A 15,850-nucleotide genomic window follows, 5' to 3' on the forward strand; every position below is an offset into this window, starting at 1 on the left:
GGCGCCGCGGGGTCACACGCGCGTCCACCCGGGTCCGACGCCGTGCTCGAGGAGGTCCTGGAGCAGGTGACCGAGCCGGTAGTCGTCGTCGTGCCGCAGGGCGGTCTCCAGCAGCACGGCGCACCGCGCACCCTCGCCCGCCCACCACGCGAGCAGCGCGAGGAGCGTGAGCGCCGGCGCCTGCGCCCCGGCCCGACCGTGCGCGACCACGTGCTCGAGGACGCGCCGGTGCAGCACCGCCTCGTCGTGGTCGGGCGCGACGCCGACGTCCGCGTCGATCACCCGCCGCAACGCCGAGCCCATCGCCGCGTCGTCGGCCGGTTCGGGGTGTCCGGCGGCGACGGACCGCTCGGCGAGGTCGTCGGTGCCGGGGATCAGCGACACGAGCACGGCGTCGCGGACCCTGCGGTCGGCGAGCGCGGCCTCGAGCCGTCCCCAACGCACGTGCGCGAGCCCCGGCTCACCCTCGTCGCGCGCGATCTCCACCGCGTCGCGCCACGTCGACAGACCGGCGAGCCGCCACGCCGCGAGCTCCCCAGGGGACGTCGCCGCGGCGCCGCGCGCCTCCCAACGCCGTCGCACCCGCGCGACGGAGCGTCTCCGGTCCGTGCTCGCTCGCCCGATCCTGCCGAGCGCCTCTCGCGACTCCGCGACCACCGACCCCGCGAGCACCATGCGCGCGCCGACCTGCGTCGCATCGAGCTCCCACAGAGGTCGACCACCGGCCGGGCAGCACGACATGTCGCGGCAGTCGAGGTCCAGGTAGCCCGTCGGCGTCACGACGTGCACCTCGACCTCGCCGAACGGTGCGTGCGCGGCGTCACGCAGGTGCGCGACGGCCTGGACCAGGCGGCCCGGGGCGTAGCGCGGGTCGGGACCGTCGTCGTACACCGCGCACCGCAGCCGCGCCGCCCGGTCTCGGTCCATGAGGCTCACCACGGACCGCGCCACCTGTGGGCCCGCCACGGGGTCCGCCAGGTGCTCGAGGTCCACGCGCATGACGAGGCCGACGCGTCCGCGCGGCTCGCGCAGGCCGACGACGACGACGCTCTCACGGGGGCGGAACCCCAACCTGTGCGGGATGAGGGCCAGCAGCTCGCGGGGCTCGTTGACGCGGAGGGTCTCGGTGTCCATGCCGACACGCAAGCGCACGGGCTGCGTTCACGCGGCCCGTCCCGGGCAGATGTGCACGGCGCAGCGGGCTGCCCGTGCCTGTGGACGGTTCGACGGGCGGCGGCAGGACGACGAGGTCCGGGGCGGGGTCCGGGTCCACGCGCGCTCGGCACGCACGGCTACCCTGGCCCGATGCCCCGCCCGAGCACGGCCACGCACCTCGCCCGGCACCGAGGGCGACCCGTCGTCCGCCGCACCCGCGCCGCGCGCCGCGTGACGGTCGCTGCAGCGCTCGTCGCCCTCGCCTGCGCCGCGTGCTCGACGAGCGCACCCGCGGACCTGGGCTCGAGCGCCGGCACGACGATCGAGGCACCCGCCCCGACGCCCACGGAGTCGCTGCTCGCGAGCGACGACCCGACGACGTCGACGGTCGGCGGCCTCGCCCCCGGATTCCCCAGCGACCTGTTCCCCGTGCCCGCCGGAGCGCACGTGCTCGTCTCGTCGGCGACGCCTGACGGCGACCTCACGGACGTGAGCCTCAACCTCACCACCGACGCCTCGACGAAGGAGCTCCTCGCCGACGTCCGGGGCCCGCTCCTCGACGCGGGGTTCACGGAGAAGACGCCCGACGAGAAGGAACCGCAGCTCGCGGCGCAGGCCGCGTTCACGCGGGACGGCGCCAAGGAGATCGTCATCCTCGGCATCCTCGACCGGGACGGCACGCGCACGCTCACGCTGAGCGGCACCGTCTCGACCTCCTGACCGGCGTCGGGTCGTCTCGGTCCGCCGTAGGCTGCGGGTCGTGAACCTCGACGCAGCTGCCCCGACCGAGGACGTGCGCGCGGGGGTCGACGCGGTGCTCGCGGCGCAGGTCGGCGCGGTGCGCCGCACGCTCGCGAGCATGAGCCCGGATGCCGCTCCCCTGTGCGACGCGCTCGAGCGGATGCTCTCGGGCGGCAAGCGCCTGCGTGCGGCGTTCTGCTACTGGTCGTGGCGCGCCCACGGCGGGGACCCCGCGTCGCCTGACGCCGACGACGTGCTGCGGGTGGGTGCCGCGCTCGAGCTCTTCCAGGCCGCCGCGCTGTTCCACGACGACGTCATGGACGACTCCGACACCCGACGCGGGCAGCCGGCCGCCCACCGGGCGTTCGCACGGCTGCACGACGAGCGCGCACTCGCGGGCGACGCCCGACGGTTCGGCGAGTCGGCCGCGATCCTGCTCGGCGATCTTGCGCTCGTGGTCAGCGACCAGGAGGTCGCCTCTGCACTCGCGACGGCCCCGCCTCCGCGGGCCGCGCGGGTTCGCGAGGTGTTCGACCACATGCGGCTCGAGGTCACGGTCGGGCAGTACCTCGACGTCCTGGCGCAGTCGATGCCGTGGGGCGACGACCCCACGGCCGACGAGGCACGTGCCCGCCGGGTGATCCGTACGAAGTCGGCGCGGTACAGCGTCGAGCACCCGATCGTGCTCGGGGCCGCCCTCGCCGACGCGGCCGACGCCGACCTGGACGCCTGCCGCGCGATCGGGCTGCCGCTCGGCGAGGCCTTCCAGCTGCGCGACGACCTGCTGGGCGTCTACGGCGACCCGGCGACGACGGGCAAGCCCGCGGGTGACGACCTGCGCGAGGGCAAGCGCACGGTCCTCGTCGCGCGGACCTTGGCGCGTGCCGCGGATGCCGGCGACGAGCGGACGGTCGAGCTCGTGCGGCGCGTGCTGGGTGACCGGGCGGCGGCGGACGCGCAGGTGGAGCAGGTCTCCGCGGCGATCGCCGGCACCGGCGCCGTGCAGGACGTCGAGGACCTGATCACCGAGCTCGCGGACGAGGCGTTCGCGCTCATCGACGAGCGAGCGTGGCCCGAGCCCGCGCGCTCGATGCTCGTCGCCGCGGCGCACGCCAGCGTCGACCGGCGGGCGTGAGCCCCCGGAGCCGCGGTCGGCTCGGTGGGGACTCCCCTGCCGGCGAGGGTCAGAGCTCGGCCTGGGCGAGCCTGCGGACCTCGGTCTTGCGTCCGGCGCGCAGCGCACCGATCGGGGACGTCGTGAGCGCCTCGGACGGCGTGAACAGCCACACGATCGCGTCCTCGTCGGTGTAGCCCACGTCCTTCAGCACCGTGAGCGTGCCCTGGAGCGACGCGAGCACGGTCCACTCGGGCCCGTCCTGCGTACGCGAGGGCGCGGCCGGGTTGGCCAGGTGCCCGGGGACGACGAAGTCCGCGGGCACCGAGAACACCTTGCGCTCACCGACACGGGCCCCCGCCAGGCGTCCTTCCTGCAGCAGCCGGCGCACGCGTCCGGCGTCCACGCCGAGCCGCTCCGCGAGGTCAGGGACGGTCAGCCACTCGTCGACGAGGCTCTCGAGGTCGTTGTTCACACGATCAGCGTACGCACCGGGAAATGACATCGGCGCAATTCACTCGTCGGAGCTCGCCGGGCTTTCCTCGGCAGTTCCTGTGAGATACGTTCGCGTTCTGTCACTTCAGTCACACCAGTCACATTCCGTCACACGCGCACCAGGGGACGACATGAGCCAGCCCATCGCTCGCCGCGCCGCCACGACCAGCACGGGTGCGATCGCGCTCGCCGCGATCGCCGTCACGGCCTCCGGCACAGGTGCGCACGCGGACCAGTCGTACACGGTGCGCCCGGGCGACACCGTCAGCCACATCGCCGCACGGACCGGCACGAGCGTCGCAGCGATCGCACGTGCGAGCTCTCTGTCGGACGTCTCCCGCATCCAGGTCGGCCAGGTGCTGACGATCCCTTCGCACGCCACGTCGTCCGGCAGCCCGCACGAGAGCTCGACGACCACGCGCACCCCCGCGAAGAAGTACACCGTCCGGTCCGGCGACACCGTGAGCGCGATCGCCCACGCGCACGGCACCACCGTCGCCAAGATCGTCGCGCTCAACGACCTCGACGCACGCGCGTTCATCCGGGTCGGCCAGGTGCTCACGCTCTCCAAGGCCGGCGCGACGACGAGCACGACGACCGGGACGAGCAGCCGCACGACGACGAGCACCACGGCTCGCACCGCCACGTACACCGTCCGCGCGGGCGACACGGTCGCGGCGATCGCCCAGCGGTACGGCACGACCGTCGCGAAGATCGTCGCCGCCAACCACCTCGACGCACGCGCGCTCATCCGCATCGGCCAGCACCTGACGATCCCCGGCGCCACGGCGAGCTCGACGACGAAGGACACCCCGAAGAACCTCGTCCCCAGCTCCTTCGCCGGCAGGACCTACTCGGCGAGCGTCGTCGGCGCCGCGAACCAGAACAAGGCCACGCTGCTCGCACGCGGGGTCCCCTCGAAGGCCGCGATGCAGGCGAAGGTCGTGGCGACCGCGAAGCGCCTCGGCGTCGACCCGGCCCTGGCGCAGGCGATCGCCTTCCAGGAGTCCGGGTTCAACCACACCTCGGTGTCCGCGGCCAACGCGATCGGCGTCATGCAGGTGATCCCCTCGTCGGGCGAGTGGGCCTCGGACCTCGTCGGCCGTCGCCTCGACCTGCTCGACCCCGACGACAACGTCACCGCCGGCGTCGCGATCCTGCGCTCGCTCGTCCGGACGGCGCCCGACCTGCCGAGCGCGATCGCCGGGTACTACCAGGGGGCCGCGTCGGTGCGGAAGAACGGCATGTTCGCGGACACGCGGCGGTACGTCGCGAACGTGCAGACCCTCATGACGCGGTTCCGCTGACGCCCGACGTCCCCGGGTCGTGGGCCGGGCGCCCGTAGACTCGCCCGCGTGGGAGCCACCGTCACCGATCCGCTCGTCGGCCGCCTGGTCGACGGCCGGTACGAGGTCGTGTCCCGCATCGCGCGCGGCGGCATGGCCACGGTCTACCTCGCGGTCGACCGTCGCCTCGACCGCGACGTCGCGCTGAAGGTCATGCACCCGCACCTCGCGGAGGGCGCGTCGGGGAACGACTTCGTCGCACGGTTCCGCCGCGAGGCGCGCTCGGCCGCGCGGCTCACGCACCCGGGGCTCGTCGCCGTGTACGACCAGGGTGTCGACGGCGAGACCAGCTACCTGACGATGGAGTACGTCGACGGCGCCAACCTGCGCCGTCGGCTGGGCGAGCGCGGTGCGCTCACCGTCGGCGAGTCGCTGCGGATCGGCGAGGCGGTGCTCGAGGCGTTGGCCGCCGCGCACCGTACCGGGCTCGTGCACCGCGACATCAAGCCCGAGAACGTGCTCATCGCGTCGGACGAGCGCGTCAAGCTCGCCGACTTCGGTCTCGCGCGAGCCGTCACCGAGGTCACGTCCACTACCACGGGAACCGTCCTGGGCACCGTCGCGTACCTCGCCCCCGAGCTCGTCGTGCGCGGATCGAGCGATGCACGCACCGACGTGTACGCCGCCGGCGTCCTGCTGTTCGAGATGCTCACGGGTCGGCAGCCCTTCACGGGCGAGACGCCCATCCAGGTGGCCTTCCAGCACGTCAACTCCGACATCCCGGCACCCTCCGACCTGGTCGAGTGGCTCCCGGTCGAGGTCGACGAGCTGGTGCGCTCGCTCGCCGCACGTGACCCGGACGACCGCCCGCTCGACGCGGCGGCCGCGGTCGACCTGCTCCGGCGCACGCGCACCGCCCTCGACGCCGGCGTGCTCGAACGGCACGCCGACGTCGAGCCGACCATCGTGCTGCCCGCCGCGACCGACCCCGCCGAGACCGATCTCGACGCACCGCCCGAGCCCCCGGACGCAGACGACCCGGACGCGACCGCCCGGCTCGAGCACGGCCGGACCGTCGCGCTGCCGATCGGGCTCGGCGGTGCGCTCACGCCCCCGACCGCACCGGACGACCGCTCGCCCGCCCGACGTCGGCGGCGCCGCCTCGCGGTCCTCGTGGTGCTCGCGGTGGTCGTCGCGCTGTGCGCGGGAGCCTGGTGGTACCTGGCAGTGGGTCCCGGCTCCTGGGCGACGGTCCCCGACGTCGAGCACCGGTCCCAGAGCGACGCGGAGCGCGTCCTGACCGACCACGACCTGACTGCGCACCCCACGCAGGCGTTCGACGCCACGGTGCCCAAGGGCGACGTCGTACGCACGACCCCCGCGGCGGGCGACCGCGCCAAGCGCGGCTCGACGGTCGAGGTGGTGGTCTCCAAGGGACCGGACTACGTCACGGTGCCGAGCGGGGTCGTCGGCGAGATGCAGGCGGACGCGGCCAAGGCGCTCGACGCGGCAGGGCTGAAGGTGCAGTACGGCAAGGCGCAGCACGACGACAAGGCACCGCTCGGACAGGTCCTGTCGGCGAAGCTCCCGGACGGCTCGGACGCGACGCCGGGGACGCAGGCGGTCCGCGACGCGGTCGTCACGCTCGTGATCTCCGACGGCCCTGCACCCGTCACCGTGTCCAACGTCGTCGGGGCCACGCTCGACGCCGCCAAGACGCAGCTCGGGAACGACGGGCTCAAGGTGAAGTCCAGCAAGGACTACAGCCACACCGTGCCCGCCGGGCAGATCATCAGCCAGAAGCCCACGCCGGGCACGGTCAAGCACGTCGGCGACACCGTGACGGTCGTGGTGTCGAAGGGGCCCGAGCCCGTCGTCGTGCCGAACGTGGAGCGGCTGTCGTACGACGACGCGCGCGCCAAGCTCACGGACCTCGGGTTCCAGGTGCAGCGCAAGAACTCGTGGGGCGGTTTCATCGGCCAGGTCGTCGACCAGAGCGCCGCCGCCGACAGCAAGCTCCCGTGGGGCAGCACGATCGTGCTCACGGTCGTCTGAGCGACCCGTCCGGTCCGCACCGGCGACCCGCGGCCTCGACGGTACGAGCGAGGGGCGCCCGGATCCACCGGACGCCCCTCGCTCGATGCGTGCTCGTGCGTGTCAGGCGCGCCGCAACAGCTCGACGACCTGGAACGCGAGCTCGAGCGACTGCTGGTGGTTCAGGCGCGGGTCCACGAGCGTCTCGTAGCGGCGCGCGAGGCCCTCGTCGTCGATCTCCTCGGACCCGCCGAGCACCTCGGTGACGTCGTCACCCGTGAGCTCGATGTGCAGCCCACCGGGCACGGTGCCGAGCGAGCGGTGGACCTCGAAGAAGCCCGCGACCTCGTCCATGACGTCCGAGAAGCGTCGCGTCTTGTATCCCGTGGCAGACGTGATGCCGTTGCCGTGCATCGGGTCGCACACCCACGTGACGGGGCGCCCGTCGGCCGTGACCTTCTCGACGAGCGCGGGGAGCAGGTCGCGCACCTTGCCGGCGCCCATGCGGGTCACGAACGTGATGCGGCCCTCCTCACCCGTCGGGTTGAGGCGGTCCATGAGTGCGATCGCGTCGTCGCCCGACGACGTGGGACCGAGCTTGATGCCGATCGGGTTGTGCACGCGCGAGAAGTAGTCGACGTGCGCGCCGCCCAGCTCGCGCGTGCGCTCACCGATCCACAGGAAGTGCGCCGAGCAGTCGTACGGCAGGCCCGTGCGGCTGTCGATGCGGGTCAGCGGCCGCTCGTAGTCGAGCAGCAGACCCTCGTGGCTCGAGTAGAAGTCGACCGTGCGCAGCGCGTCGAAGTCGGCGCCGCAGGCCGCCATGAAGCGGATGGCCCGGTCGATCTCGGCCGCGATCTCGTCGTACCGCTTGTACGCCGGGTTCGTCGTGAAGCCGCGGTTCCACTCGTGCACGCGCAGGAGCGACGCGAAGCCGCCCGTCGTGAACGCACGGATCAGGTTCAGCGTCGACGCGGACGTGTGGTACGCCTCGAGCAACCGCTGCGGGTCGGGAGTACGAGCCTCGGTGGTGAAGTCGTACCCGTTGATGATGTCGCCCCGGAACGCAGGCAGCGTCACGCCGTCGCGCGTCTCGGAGTCCGACGACCGAGGCTTGGCGTACTGCCCTGCCATGCGACCCATCTTCACGACGGGCAGGCTCGCGCCGTACGTGAGCACGACCGCCATCTGCAGGATCGTCTTGATCTTGTTGCGGATGTTGTCTGCGGTCGACTCGGCGAACGTCTCGGCGCAGTCACCGCCCTGCAGCAGGAACGCCTCACCGCGACCCGCGGCGGCGAGCTGGGCGCGCAGTGCGTCCGACTCCCCCGCGAAGACGAGGGGCGGAAGCTTCTCGAGCCGCGCGGTCACCGCGGCGAGAGCGTCCTGGTCGGGCCACTGCGGCTGCTGGCCGGCGGGCAGCGAGCGCCACGCGTCGAGTCCCTCGACGACCGCGGGGTCCGGCTCGACGCTCACGAGTGGCTCGCCGGGACGAGCTGCTGACCGATGTCGGACAGGAGCGAGCCGAACCACGGCTGCGAGACGTCGAACGCCTTGCCGCCCGCGATGCGCGGGAACTCGATAGCACGCAGCACGTCACCCTGCTCCTCGTCGTGTCCGATCACGCCAGACTCGCCGCGCAGGGCGCACTCGACCGCGAGGTCGGTCATCGACTTGATGAGGCGCAGGTCCTCGGCGTTCGCGGCCGCGGCGCGCGAGTAGTAGCCCGACTTCTGCACCATCGTCTTCTCCGCGCCGAGCTTGTCCGCGAACTGCTTGGCGAACCACTGGCCCGGGTTGACGGTGTCGAGCTTGACGTGGCCGAACGGGTCGCGCTCCACGGGCGTGCCCGCGGCCTCGAGCTGCTCGACGATCTCGTGCATGCCGGCACCCTCCGAGAGGAAGATGTTGACGTTCCCCTGGGTGTCCATGACCGTCTTCAGGCGCTCAGCCTCGGCGTCGATGTCGAGCGCCAGCTCGGGCACGAACACGGCGTGGACGTCCCAGCGCTCGCGCGTCAGGCCGATGCCCGGGACCCACTCCTGCTGGTCGAGCCACTTGCGGTACTCGACCGCGGCGGCGGCCGTGAGCCAGCCGCAGTGCCGGCCCATGACCTCGTGCACGATGAGCATGCGCGGGCCGCTGCGGTGCTCGCCGATGATGTTCGCGGCGAAGCCGGCGGCCTCCTCGGCCGCGGTCCACGCACCGAGCGACTGGCGGATCGGCACGACGTCGTTGTCGATCGTCTTGGGCAGGCCGACGACCGTCAGGCCGTAGTCGTGCTCCGCGAGGTACGCGGCCAGGTCGGCCGCGGTCGTGTTGGTGTCGTCGCCGCCGATCGTGTGCAGCACGTCGACGCCGTCCGCCTTGAGCTGCTCGGCCGCCACCTGCAGGGGGTCCTGGCCCTCCTGCACGAGGCCGCGCTTGACGCAGTCCTTCGCGTTGGTCAGCTTGACGCGCGAGTTGCCGATGGGCGAGCCACCGAAGCGGTGCAGGATGCCCGCGTTCTTGCGGACCTCGTCGGAGACGACGATCTTGTCGCCACGCAGCAGCCCGTAGTACCCGTGCTCGTACGCGATGATCTCGACGTCCGGCGCGATCTCGGTGTAGCGCTCGATGAGGCCACCGACGGCGGACGACAGGCACGGAGCGAAGCCACCCGCGGTCAGGAGGGCGACGCGACGAACCGACATGAGACACACCTCTCGTAGAACTGCACTTGGTCTGGTGCACCGAACCTACGGCGCACGCGCACGGAGCCACCGGGACCCAGGTCCGCTGAGCCGGTCCCGCGTCGCCCGAGGCGGGCGGTGCGGACCGGTCGGCTCATCCTACTGACGCTGCGTCGTCGTCCTTGGGGGGGACCGGAACCTGGACGTCCGGCACGGGGCGCCCGCCGGGGGCCACGGGGTCCTGCTCCGCGGCGTCCCCCGAGACCGTCGGGTGGCCGCTCGCGATGCGCGCCTTCTGGGTCGCGGCGTAGACGTCGACGTACTCCTGGCCGGACAGGCTCATGATCGCGTACATGATCTCGTCGGTGACGGCCCGCAGGATGAAGCGGTCGTTCTCCATGCCCTGGTAGCGGCTGAAGTCCATGGGCTCGCCGACGACCATGCCGATCCGCATGATCTTCGGGATCGTGCGGCCCAGGGGCTGCGCGACGTCCGTGTCGATCATCGCGACCGGGACCACCGGTGCGCCCGACTCGATCGCCAGGCGTGCGATGCCCGTCTTGCCGCGATACAGCCGCCCGTCGGGGCTTCGCGTGCCCTCTGGGTAGATCCCGAACAGGCCGCCCTCCTCCAGGCGTCGCAGACCGGTGCGCAGCGCGGCCTCGGAGGCCTTGCCGCCACCACGGTCGACCGGGATGGTCCCGACACCGCGGAAAAACCCCGCCTGCAGCCGACCCTTGAGGCCCCGGCCGGTGAAGTACTCCTGCTTGCCGATGAACACGAGCTCACGGTCGAGCATGAGCGGCAGGAAGAACGAGTCGATGACCGCGAGGTGGTTGCTCGCGAGGATGGCCGGCCCCTCGGTCGGCACGTTCTGGGCACCACGGATCCACGGTCGGTAGACCAGGTGCAGGAGCGGACCCACGAAGACCCGCTTCATCAACCAGTAGAACACTCGCTCACCTCTCCGGCCGGTCCCGCTGCGACGTCCCTCGACGCCGGCGGGATCCGCACCGCACCGTCCGACTCTAGAGTGCTCTCATGGCTCCTCGCCCCGACGACGCGGACGACGCGGCCCCGGCGCCCGACCACGGGCCGGTGCCCGAGGGAGACGCGCCCGGTGCCGGCGCGAGCCCGGGTGCCGACCCAGGTGCTGGTGCTGGTGCGCACTCCGGTCGCGTGGACGACGAGCAGTGGGCGGACATCGTGTCACGCCTCGCCGAGGTCGACTCCGCGGCGGTCGCCCGCCGGGACGCGTCCCCTGCCCCCGTGACCTCGGACCCGGCCAACCCTGCCGACGACCGACGCACCGGGACCGACGACGCATGGCGCGCCGAGGCGGACGTCGTCGAGCCGTCCGGGCGTGACTGGTCCGGGACCGAGCAGATCGATGCCGCCGAGGATGCCGTCGACCGCGCGGAGCCCTTCGAGCCACCGGACCCCGGCCCGGTGCTGGGTGGGGACCCGCTGCTCACGATGGCGTGGCTCGCCGTCGGGGGCATGCCGCTGTTCCTGCTCGTGGTGCTCATCGCGTGGCGCGGCGCCCCCGCCGCCCTCGTGCAGGCCGCGGCGGTGGTGTTCGTCATCGGCATCGGGGTGCTGCTGTGGCGCATGCCGAACCGACGCGACCCGGGCGACGACGACGGCGCGGTCGTCTGAGCGCCGCTCGCCCGGCGCTGCACTCGGGTGCGGGGCGTGACGTCCTGCTGCCGGTCGACTCAGATCCGCGCGAGGTCCGCCGCGCCGACCATCCCGGCGTCGTTGCCCATCGAAGCCACCACGAATGCGGCCTCCGGGCGGTGACCGCGCCCCGAGAGCTGCTCGGAGAACGCCTTGCGCGCCGGTGCGAGCAGCAGGTCCCCCGCCGCCGCGACGCCACCGCCGACGACGATGAGCGCGGGATCGAGCAGCGCCACCGCGGACGCCGAGCCCTCTCCGAGCCACCGCCCGAGCTCGGCGAGCAGCTCGACCGCGAGCGGGTCGCCCTCCTGCGCGGCCTGCGTCACCTTGGGTCCCGTGATGCCGTCCGGCGTGCCGCCTGCGAGCTCCAGGATGCGCGAGGCGCGGTCCGCCTGCGTCACGGCCGCGGTCTGCGCGTCGCGCACGAGCGCCGAGCCCGAGGTGTACTGCTCCCAGCAGCCCTCGTGCCCGCAGCCGCAGTAGTGCCCGCCCGGGACGACGCGCATGTGACCGATCTCCGAGGCGACGCCCCACGCACCGCGCACGAGCTCTCCGTTGGAGACGATCGCGCCGCCGAGACCCGTCCCCACCGTGAGCGTCAGCATGTCGTCGACGTCCCGCGCCGCGCCGAACCGGAACTCGGCCCAGCCGGCGGCGTTCGCGTCGTTCTCCACGACGATCGTGACCTTGTCGTCGATCAGGGCGGCGACGTTGTCGCGCAGCGGGTAGTCGCGCCACGCGATGTTCGGGGCGAACAGCACGCCCGACCGGTCCCCCGCGACGAAACCCGCGGCGGCGAGGCCGATCGCGCCGATCTGGTGGCTCGCGGAGAGCTCCGCGTAGACGTCGGCGATCGCGCGGTCGATGCTCGCGGCGTCGTCCGGCTCCGTGTCACGACGCGTCTTGGCGACGATGGTGCCCTCGTCGTCGACGACGCCCGCCGCGATCTTGGTTCCGCCGATGTCGACACCGATGGCAAGCATGTCCGTGTGTGCTCCTACGCGTTCGTCCATGGGAGCCGCGTGCGTGCGGCGCGGTCCACGCTAGCGGCTCGGCGGCTGCTCGATGCACGCCGTTCGTCCTGGCTCGTCCCGGCGGCCAACGTCTGATCACGGTTGGTCACGGTGCACCGACGCGCGCCGGGCGTCCTGTCATGGGCCGGACGTCCCGCAGGCCTCAACCGTTGCCGAGAAGTTACCGACGAGTAGCCACAGGTCCCGTATCCTTCGACGCACCCCGTCGCCCACTGTCACTGGAGCCAGCATGGACGAGGCAAGCACGCCTCTGCTCGTCGAGATCGACCCGACGAACAACCTCAACGACCTTCTCGCCGAGCGCGTCGCCGCCAGCCTCGACGCGACGGTGATCGAGCACAAGGCCCACGCCGACGGGCCGTGGATCCCGATCAGCGGCCGGGAGCTCGACGCGGAGGTCGTCGCGGTCGCGAAGGGCCTCGTCGCGAAGGGCGTCGAGCCCGGCGACCGCGTCGGCATCATGTCGCGCACCCGCTACGAGTGGTCGCTGCTCGACTGGGCCGCGTGGGCGGCGGGCGCAGTCCCCGTCCCGCTGTACGAGACGTCGTCGGCGGAGCAGGTCGCGTGGATCCTGACGGACGCCGACGTCTCGCTCCTCGTGGTCGAGACCGCGGCGCACGCCGCGATCGTCGACGAGGTGCGCCCCGACACGCCCGGCCTGCGCGAGACGCTCGTGCTCGACGCCGGCGCGATCGACGAGCTGACCGCCGCCGGCGCGGACGTGCCGGACGACGAGATCGCGCGCCGCCGAGGCATCGCCGAGCTGGCGAGCATCGCGACCGTGATCTACACCTCGGGCACCACCGGCCGTCCGAAGGGGGTCGAGCTCACGCACGGCAACTTCTACGAGCTCACCGTCAACACGGTGGCCGAGATGCGGGTCGTCGTCGCCGAGCCCGGCGCGCGCACGCTGCTGTTCATGCCGCTCGCGCACGTGTTCGCGCGGTTCATCCACGTCCTGGCGATGCCCGCCGGAGCGGTCCTGGGCCACACGCCCGACACGCGGACGCTGCTCGACGACCTCGCCTCGTTCAAGCCGACCTTCATCCTCGCGGTCCCGCGCGTGTTCGAGAAGGTCTACAACTCCGCGGAGCAGAAGGCCGTGGCCGGAGGCAAGGGCGCCATCTTCCAGCGCGCCGCCAAGACGTCGATCGTCTACTCGCGCGCGCTCGACACGCCCCGCGGGCCCAGCCCGTGGCTGCGGCTCCAGCACAAGGTCGCAGACGTCCTCGTGCTCAAGAAGCTGCGTGCGGCGCTCGGCGGCCGCGCGAGCTTCGCGATCTCCGGCGGCGCACCGCTCGGCGAGCGGCTCGGTCACTTCTACCGGGGCCTCGGCCTCGTGGTCCTCGAGGGGTACGGCCTGACCGAGACCACCGCTCCCGCCACGGTGAACCGGCCGTCCAAGACCAAGATCGGCTCGGTCGGCAAGCCACTCCCGGGCACCGCGGTGCGGATCGCCGAGGACGGCGAGATCGAGATCAAGGGCATCCAGGTGTTCCGCGGGTACCACTCCAACGAAGAGGCGTCGGCCGACGCGCTCGACGACGGGTGGTTCCGCACCGGCGACCTCGGCGCGATCGACGACGACGGCTACCTGTCGATCACGGGCCGTAAGAAGGAGATCATCGTCACCGCCGGTGGCAAGAACGTCGCCCCCGCGGTGCTCGAGGACCGGCTGCGTGGCCACCCGCTCGTCAGCCAGGTCGTGGTCGTCGGCGACCAGCGCCCGTTCATCGGCGCGCTCGTGAGCCTCGACCCGGAGAGCGTGCCCGGATGGCTCGCCGCGCACGGCAAGCCCGAGCTCAGCATGGCGGAGGCGGCCACGGACCCCGACGTCATCGCCTCGCTCGACAAGGCGGTCGAGCGCGCCAACAAGGCGGTCTCACGCGCTGAGTCCATCCGGAAGTACCGCATCCTCGACGGCGACCTGACGATCGCCAACGGCTACCTGACGCCCAAGCTGAGCGTGAAGCGTTCGCTCGTCCTCAAGGACTTCGCGGCCGACGTCGACGCGCTCTACGAGGACACACGCCAGGACTGATGCTCCACAGCAGCGCCCGGCGCACCGCTCGACCCCGTCCCGGGCACCTCCGCGACGGGGTCGAGCCGTAACGGGGGCACGAGACCGCAGCCCGCGAGCACGCCGATCGCGTGCCGCTCGGCGTGGTCCAGGTCCACCGCCGGGGATGTCCCCGCGGGCTGCGCGGCACGTGGCGCCGTGACGGTCAGGAACGTCACGACGCAGTCGGCGCACGCGACCGGGCGTGCGGTACAGCTGTCGCAGTCGATGATCATGCCGCGGACGCTAGCCACGACCACCGACACGAACCCGCTCCGAGGTCGAGCAGCCCCGTCGAGGGGCGATCGACCCCGCCTGGCCGCACCCGATCAGACGAGGTTCAGTCGAGCCACCAGCGTCGCCGAGGGCACCACCCAGGCGCCGTCGTGCGCCACGTCGTCCGCGACCGCGCGGTCGCTCGTGACGACCACGACGACGCGTCCCGGCGGCTCGGCGCGCACGATGCGCCGGATGAGGTCGTCGGCGATCTCCCCCACCGAGAAGCGCACCCGCACGCCGCGCGCGTAGCCGCCCGGAGGTCGTGACGTCTCGCGACCGTCGAAGCAGCAGGTGACCTCCGCACCCGTCCGACCTGCGACCACCGCGAGCCCGTCGACGAGCCTGCGCCGCTGCTCGTCGAGCGCGAGCGCACCGAAACCGGACTTGGTCACGTTGTACCCGTCGACCACGAGATGCGCCCACGGCTGCCGCAGCAGCTCGTCGAGCAGCGCCGGGTCCTCGACCGACCGCCCGCGCGAGCCCGCCCTCACGGTCTCGACGGGCTGCTCGGGCGCCACGAGGTCGGCGGGCCGCTCTCCGAGAGGTGCGAGCGCGAGCTCCGAGCGCAGGCCGGCGGCGGCGTCGACGACGGTGTCGAGCAGGAGCCGCACCCTTGCGTCCGCGAGCCTGCGGGCGACGCGTGCCTGCGTCCGGACCTCGTCGCGCTCGCGCCGCACCGCGAGGAGCTCGGCCGACGCGGTCGCGCGCTCCTGCTCTGCCTGCTCGCGGTCGGTCCGTGCCGCCTCCCGCACCGCCTCGGCCTCGACACGGGCCTGGCGCCCCTGTGCCCTCGCGCGGTCCGCGTCCGAGCGCAGCCGACGAAGCTCGCGCTGCAGGCCGGCCAGCTCGTCCCTGGCGCGAGCGGCGTCGCTCGCCGCCGCGTCGCGCTCGACCCTCGCGCGTGCCAGCTCGTCGGTCGTCCGTTCGAGACGTGCGGCGAGACCCTTCGACAGCGCGTCCTCGGGTTCGTCTGCCGGGACGAGCCCGCGCCAGTCGTCCCCTCGCAGCCATGCGCCCGCGGCCGCGTGCACCCCTACGGCGGAGTCGTCGTGCTCCTTGTGCCAGGCCCGGGCGACCTTGGCGCGGAACGCGGGGTCCTGAAGCGCGACCCACAGCGGTGCACCGCCCGCCGCCGCTCGCTTGCGTGGGGCGAAGCGCGCGACCGCGCGCAGCGACGCCGGGACCTCGCTGGGCTCCAGGAGGCCCAGGACGTCCGCTGCCGCGCCGACGAGGACTGCCCGCACGACGTCGGGGACGGGATCGTCGTCGGCTCGCTGGTCACCCATGCGAGCACCCTAGGA

The 15,850-nt window shown here is 72.8% G+C and carries 14 protein-coding genes; 6 read left to right on the forward strand and 8 right to left on the reverse strand.

The genetic code is table 11. The features are described from left to right. Positions 1-12: 12 nt before the first annotated feature. Entirely contained in the window at positions 13-1,134 is a 1,122-nt protein-coding gene (locus AW16_RS0102125; protein ID WP_029287783.1) for a DUF4192 domain-containing protein, read from the reverse strand. A 171-nt stretch (positions 1,135-1,305) separates the two neighbouring features. Here AW16_RS0102125 and AW16_RS0102130 point away from each other — a divergent pair, with 171 nt between their 5' ends. Both AW16_RS0102130 and AW16_RS0102135 read left to right on the forward strand, forming a co-directional pair. Then, a complete protein-coding gene (locus tag AW16_RS0102130; RefSeq protein WP_156044021.1) occupies positions 1,306-1,875 on the forward strand; it encodes a hypothetical protein in 570 nt (189 codons plus the stop codon). 40 nt (positions 1,876-1,915) lie between these two features. Continuing rightward, complete coding sequence (locus AW16_RS0102135) at positions 1,916-3,031, forward strand: polyprenyl synthetase family protein (protein ID WP_029287787.1); 1,116 nt, start codon at positions 1,916-1,918, stop codon at positions 3,029-3,031. A gap of 49 nt (positions 3,032-3,080) precedes the next feature. Here the strand turns inward: AW16_RS0102135 and AW16_RS0102140 are convergent, their stop codons facing one another. Next, positions 3,081-3,485, reverse strand: a complete 405-nt coding sequence (locus tag AW16_RS0102140; protein ID WP_029287789.1) for an Rv2175c family DNA-binding protein — start codon at positions 3,483-3,485, stop codon at positions 3,081-3,083. Between the two features lie 151 nt (positions 3,486-3,636). On the opposite strand from AW16_RS0102140, the gene AW16_RS0102145 reads away from it, so the two are divergent. Both AW16_RS0102145 and pknB read left to right on the forward strand, forming a co-directional pair. Continuing rightward, positions 3,637-4,812 (forward strand): lytic transglycosylase domain-containing protein, encoded by a 1,176-nt coding sequence (locus AW16_RS0102145; RefSeq protein ID WP_034647995.1) that lies wholly within the window; start codon positions 3,637-3,639, stop codon positions 4,810-4,812. 48 nt (positions 4,813-4,860) lie between these two features. Beyond that, entirely contained in the window at positions 4,861-6,846 is a 1,986-nt protein-coding gene (pknB, locus tag AW16_RS0102150) for a Stk1 family PASTA domain-containing Ser/Thr kinase (protein WP_029287791.1), read from the forward strand. A gap of 102 nt (positions 6,847-6,948) precedes the next feature. Here pknB and AW16_RS0102155 read toward each other — a convergent pair whose 3' ends face one another. The 3 genes from AW16_RS0102155 to AW16_RS0102165 form a co-directional block, all read right to left on the reverse strand. Next, a complete protein-coding gene (locus AW16_RS0102155) occupies positions 6,949-8,301 on the reverse strand; it encodes a class II 3-deoxy-7-phosphoheptulonate synthase (RefSeq protein WP_029287792.1) in 1,353 nt (450 codons plus the stop codon). Next, positions 8,298-9,518, reverse strand: a complete 1,221-nt coding sequence (locus tag AW16_RS0102160; protein WP_029287794.1) for a pyrophosphate--fructose-6-phosphate 1-phosphotransferase — start codon at positions 9,516-9,518, stop codon at positions 8,298-8,300. The genes AW16_RS0102155 and AW16_RS0102160 overlap by 4 nt, the downstream gene beginning before the upstream one ends. Positions 9,519-9,651: 133 nt before the next feature. Beyond that, positions 9,652-10,452, reverse strand: a complete 801-nt coding sequence (locus tag AW16_RS0102165; protein ID WP_029287796.1) for a 1-acyl-sn-glycerol-3-phosphate acyltransferase — start codon at positions 10,450-10,452, stop codon at positions 9,652-9,654. A gap of 86 nt (positions 10,453-10,538) precedes the next feature. Here AW16_RS0102165 and AW16_RS17440 point away from each other — a divergent pair, with 86 nt between their 5' ends. Then, positions 10,539-11,156, forward strand: coding sequence for a hypothetical protein (locus tag AW16_RS17440; RefSeq protein WP_051681588.1), 618 nt, complete (start codon positions 10,539-10,541; stop codon positions 11,154-11,156). Between the two features lie 59 nt (positions 11,157-11,215). Here AW16_RS17440 and AW16_RS0102175 read toward each other — a convergent pair whose 3' ends face one another. Further along, a complete protein-coding gene (locus tag AW16_RS0102175; protein WP_029287800.1) occupies positions 11,216-12,160 on the reverse strand; it encodes an ROK family glucokinase in 945 nt (314 codons plus the stop codon). Between the two features lie 280 nt (positions 12,161-12,440). Here AW16_RS0102175 and AW16_RS0102180 point away from each other — a divergent pair, with 280 nt between their 5' ends. Continuing rightward, positions 12,441-14,252: a long-chain fatty acid--CoA ligase gene (locus tag AW16_RS0102180; RefSeq protein WP_029287801.1), complete on the forward strand. Its 1,812-nt coding sequence runs from the start codon at positions 12,441-12,443 to the stop codon at positions 14,250-14,252. On the opposite strand, the gene AW16_RS0102185 is transcribed toward AW16_RS0102180, so the two are convergent. Further along, positions 14,228-14,506, reverse strand: coding sequence for a hypothetical protein (locus AW16_RS0102185; RefSeq protein ID WP_197021535.1), 279 nt, complete (start codon positions 14,504-14,506; stop codon positions 14,228-14,230). The two genes, AW16_RS0102180 and AW16_RS0102185, sit on opposite strands and share 25 nt — an antisense overlap. Positions 14,507-14,599: 93 nt before the next feature. Next, positions 14,600-15,835 (reverse strand): NYN domain-containing protein, encoded by a 1,236-nt coding sequence (locus tag AW16_RS0102190; protein WP_051681589.1) that lies wholly within the window; start codon positions 15,833-15,835, stop codon positions 14,600-14,602. Between the last annotated feature and the right edge of the window lie 15 nt (positions 15,836-15,850).

Source organism: Cellulomonas sp. HZM (assembly GCF_000708885.1).
In the GTDB taxonomy this organism is placed as follows: domain Bacteria; phylum Actinomycetota; class Actinomycetes; order Actinomycetales; family Cellulomonadaceae; genus Cellulomonas.

Coding starts and splice junctions, on each gene's coding strand:
- AW16_RS0102125 (WP_029287783.1), bottom strand. CDS start 1,134: ATGGACACCGAGACCCTCCGCGTCAACGAGCCCCGCGAGCTGCTGGCC.
- AW16_RS0102130 (WP_156044021.1), top strand. CDS start 1,306: ATGCCCCGCCCGAGCACGGCCACGCACCTCGCCCGGCACCGAGGGCGA.
- AW16_RS0102145 (WP_034647995.1), top strand. CDS start 3,637: ATGAGCCAGCCCATCGCTCGCCGCGCCGCCACGACCAGCACGGGTGCG.
- AW16_RS0102160 (WP_029287794.1), bottom strand. CDS start 9,518: ATGTCGGTTCGTCGCGTCGCCCTCCTGACCGCGGGTGGCTTCGCTCCG.
- AW16_RS17440 (WP_051681588.1), top strand. CDS start 10,539: ATGGCTCCTCGCCCCGACGACGCGGACGACGCGGCCCCGGCGCCCGAC.
- AW16_RS0102175 (WP_029287800.1), bottom strand. CDS start 12,160: ATGCTTGCCATCGGTGTCGACATCGGCGGAACCAAGATCGCGGCGGGC.
- AW16_RS0102180 (WP_029287801.1), top strand. CDS start 12,441: ATGGACGAGGCAAGCACGCCTCTGCTCGTCGAGATCGACCCGACGAAC.
- AW16_RS0102185 (WP_197021535.1), bottom strand. CDS start 14,506: ATGATCATCGACTGCGACAGCTGTACCGCACGCCCGGTCGCGTGCGCC.
- AW16_RS0102190 (WP_051681589.1), bottom strand. CDS start 15,835: ATGGGTGACCAGCGAGCCGACGACGATCCCGTCCCCGACGTCGTGCGG.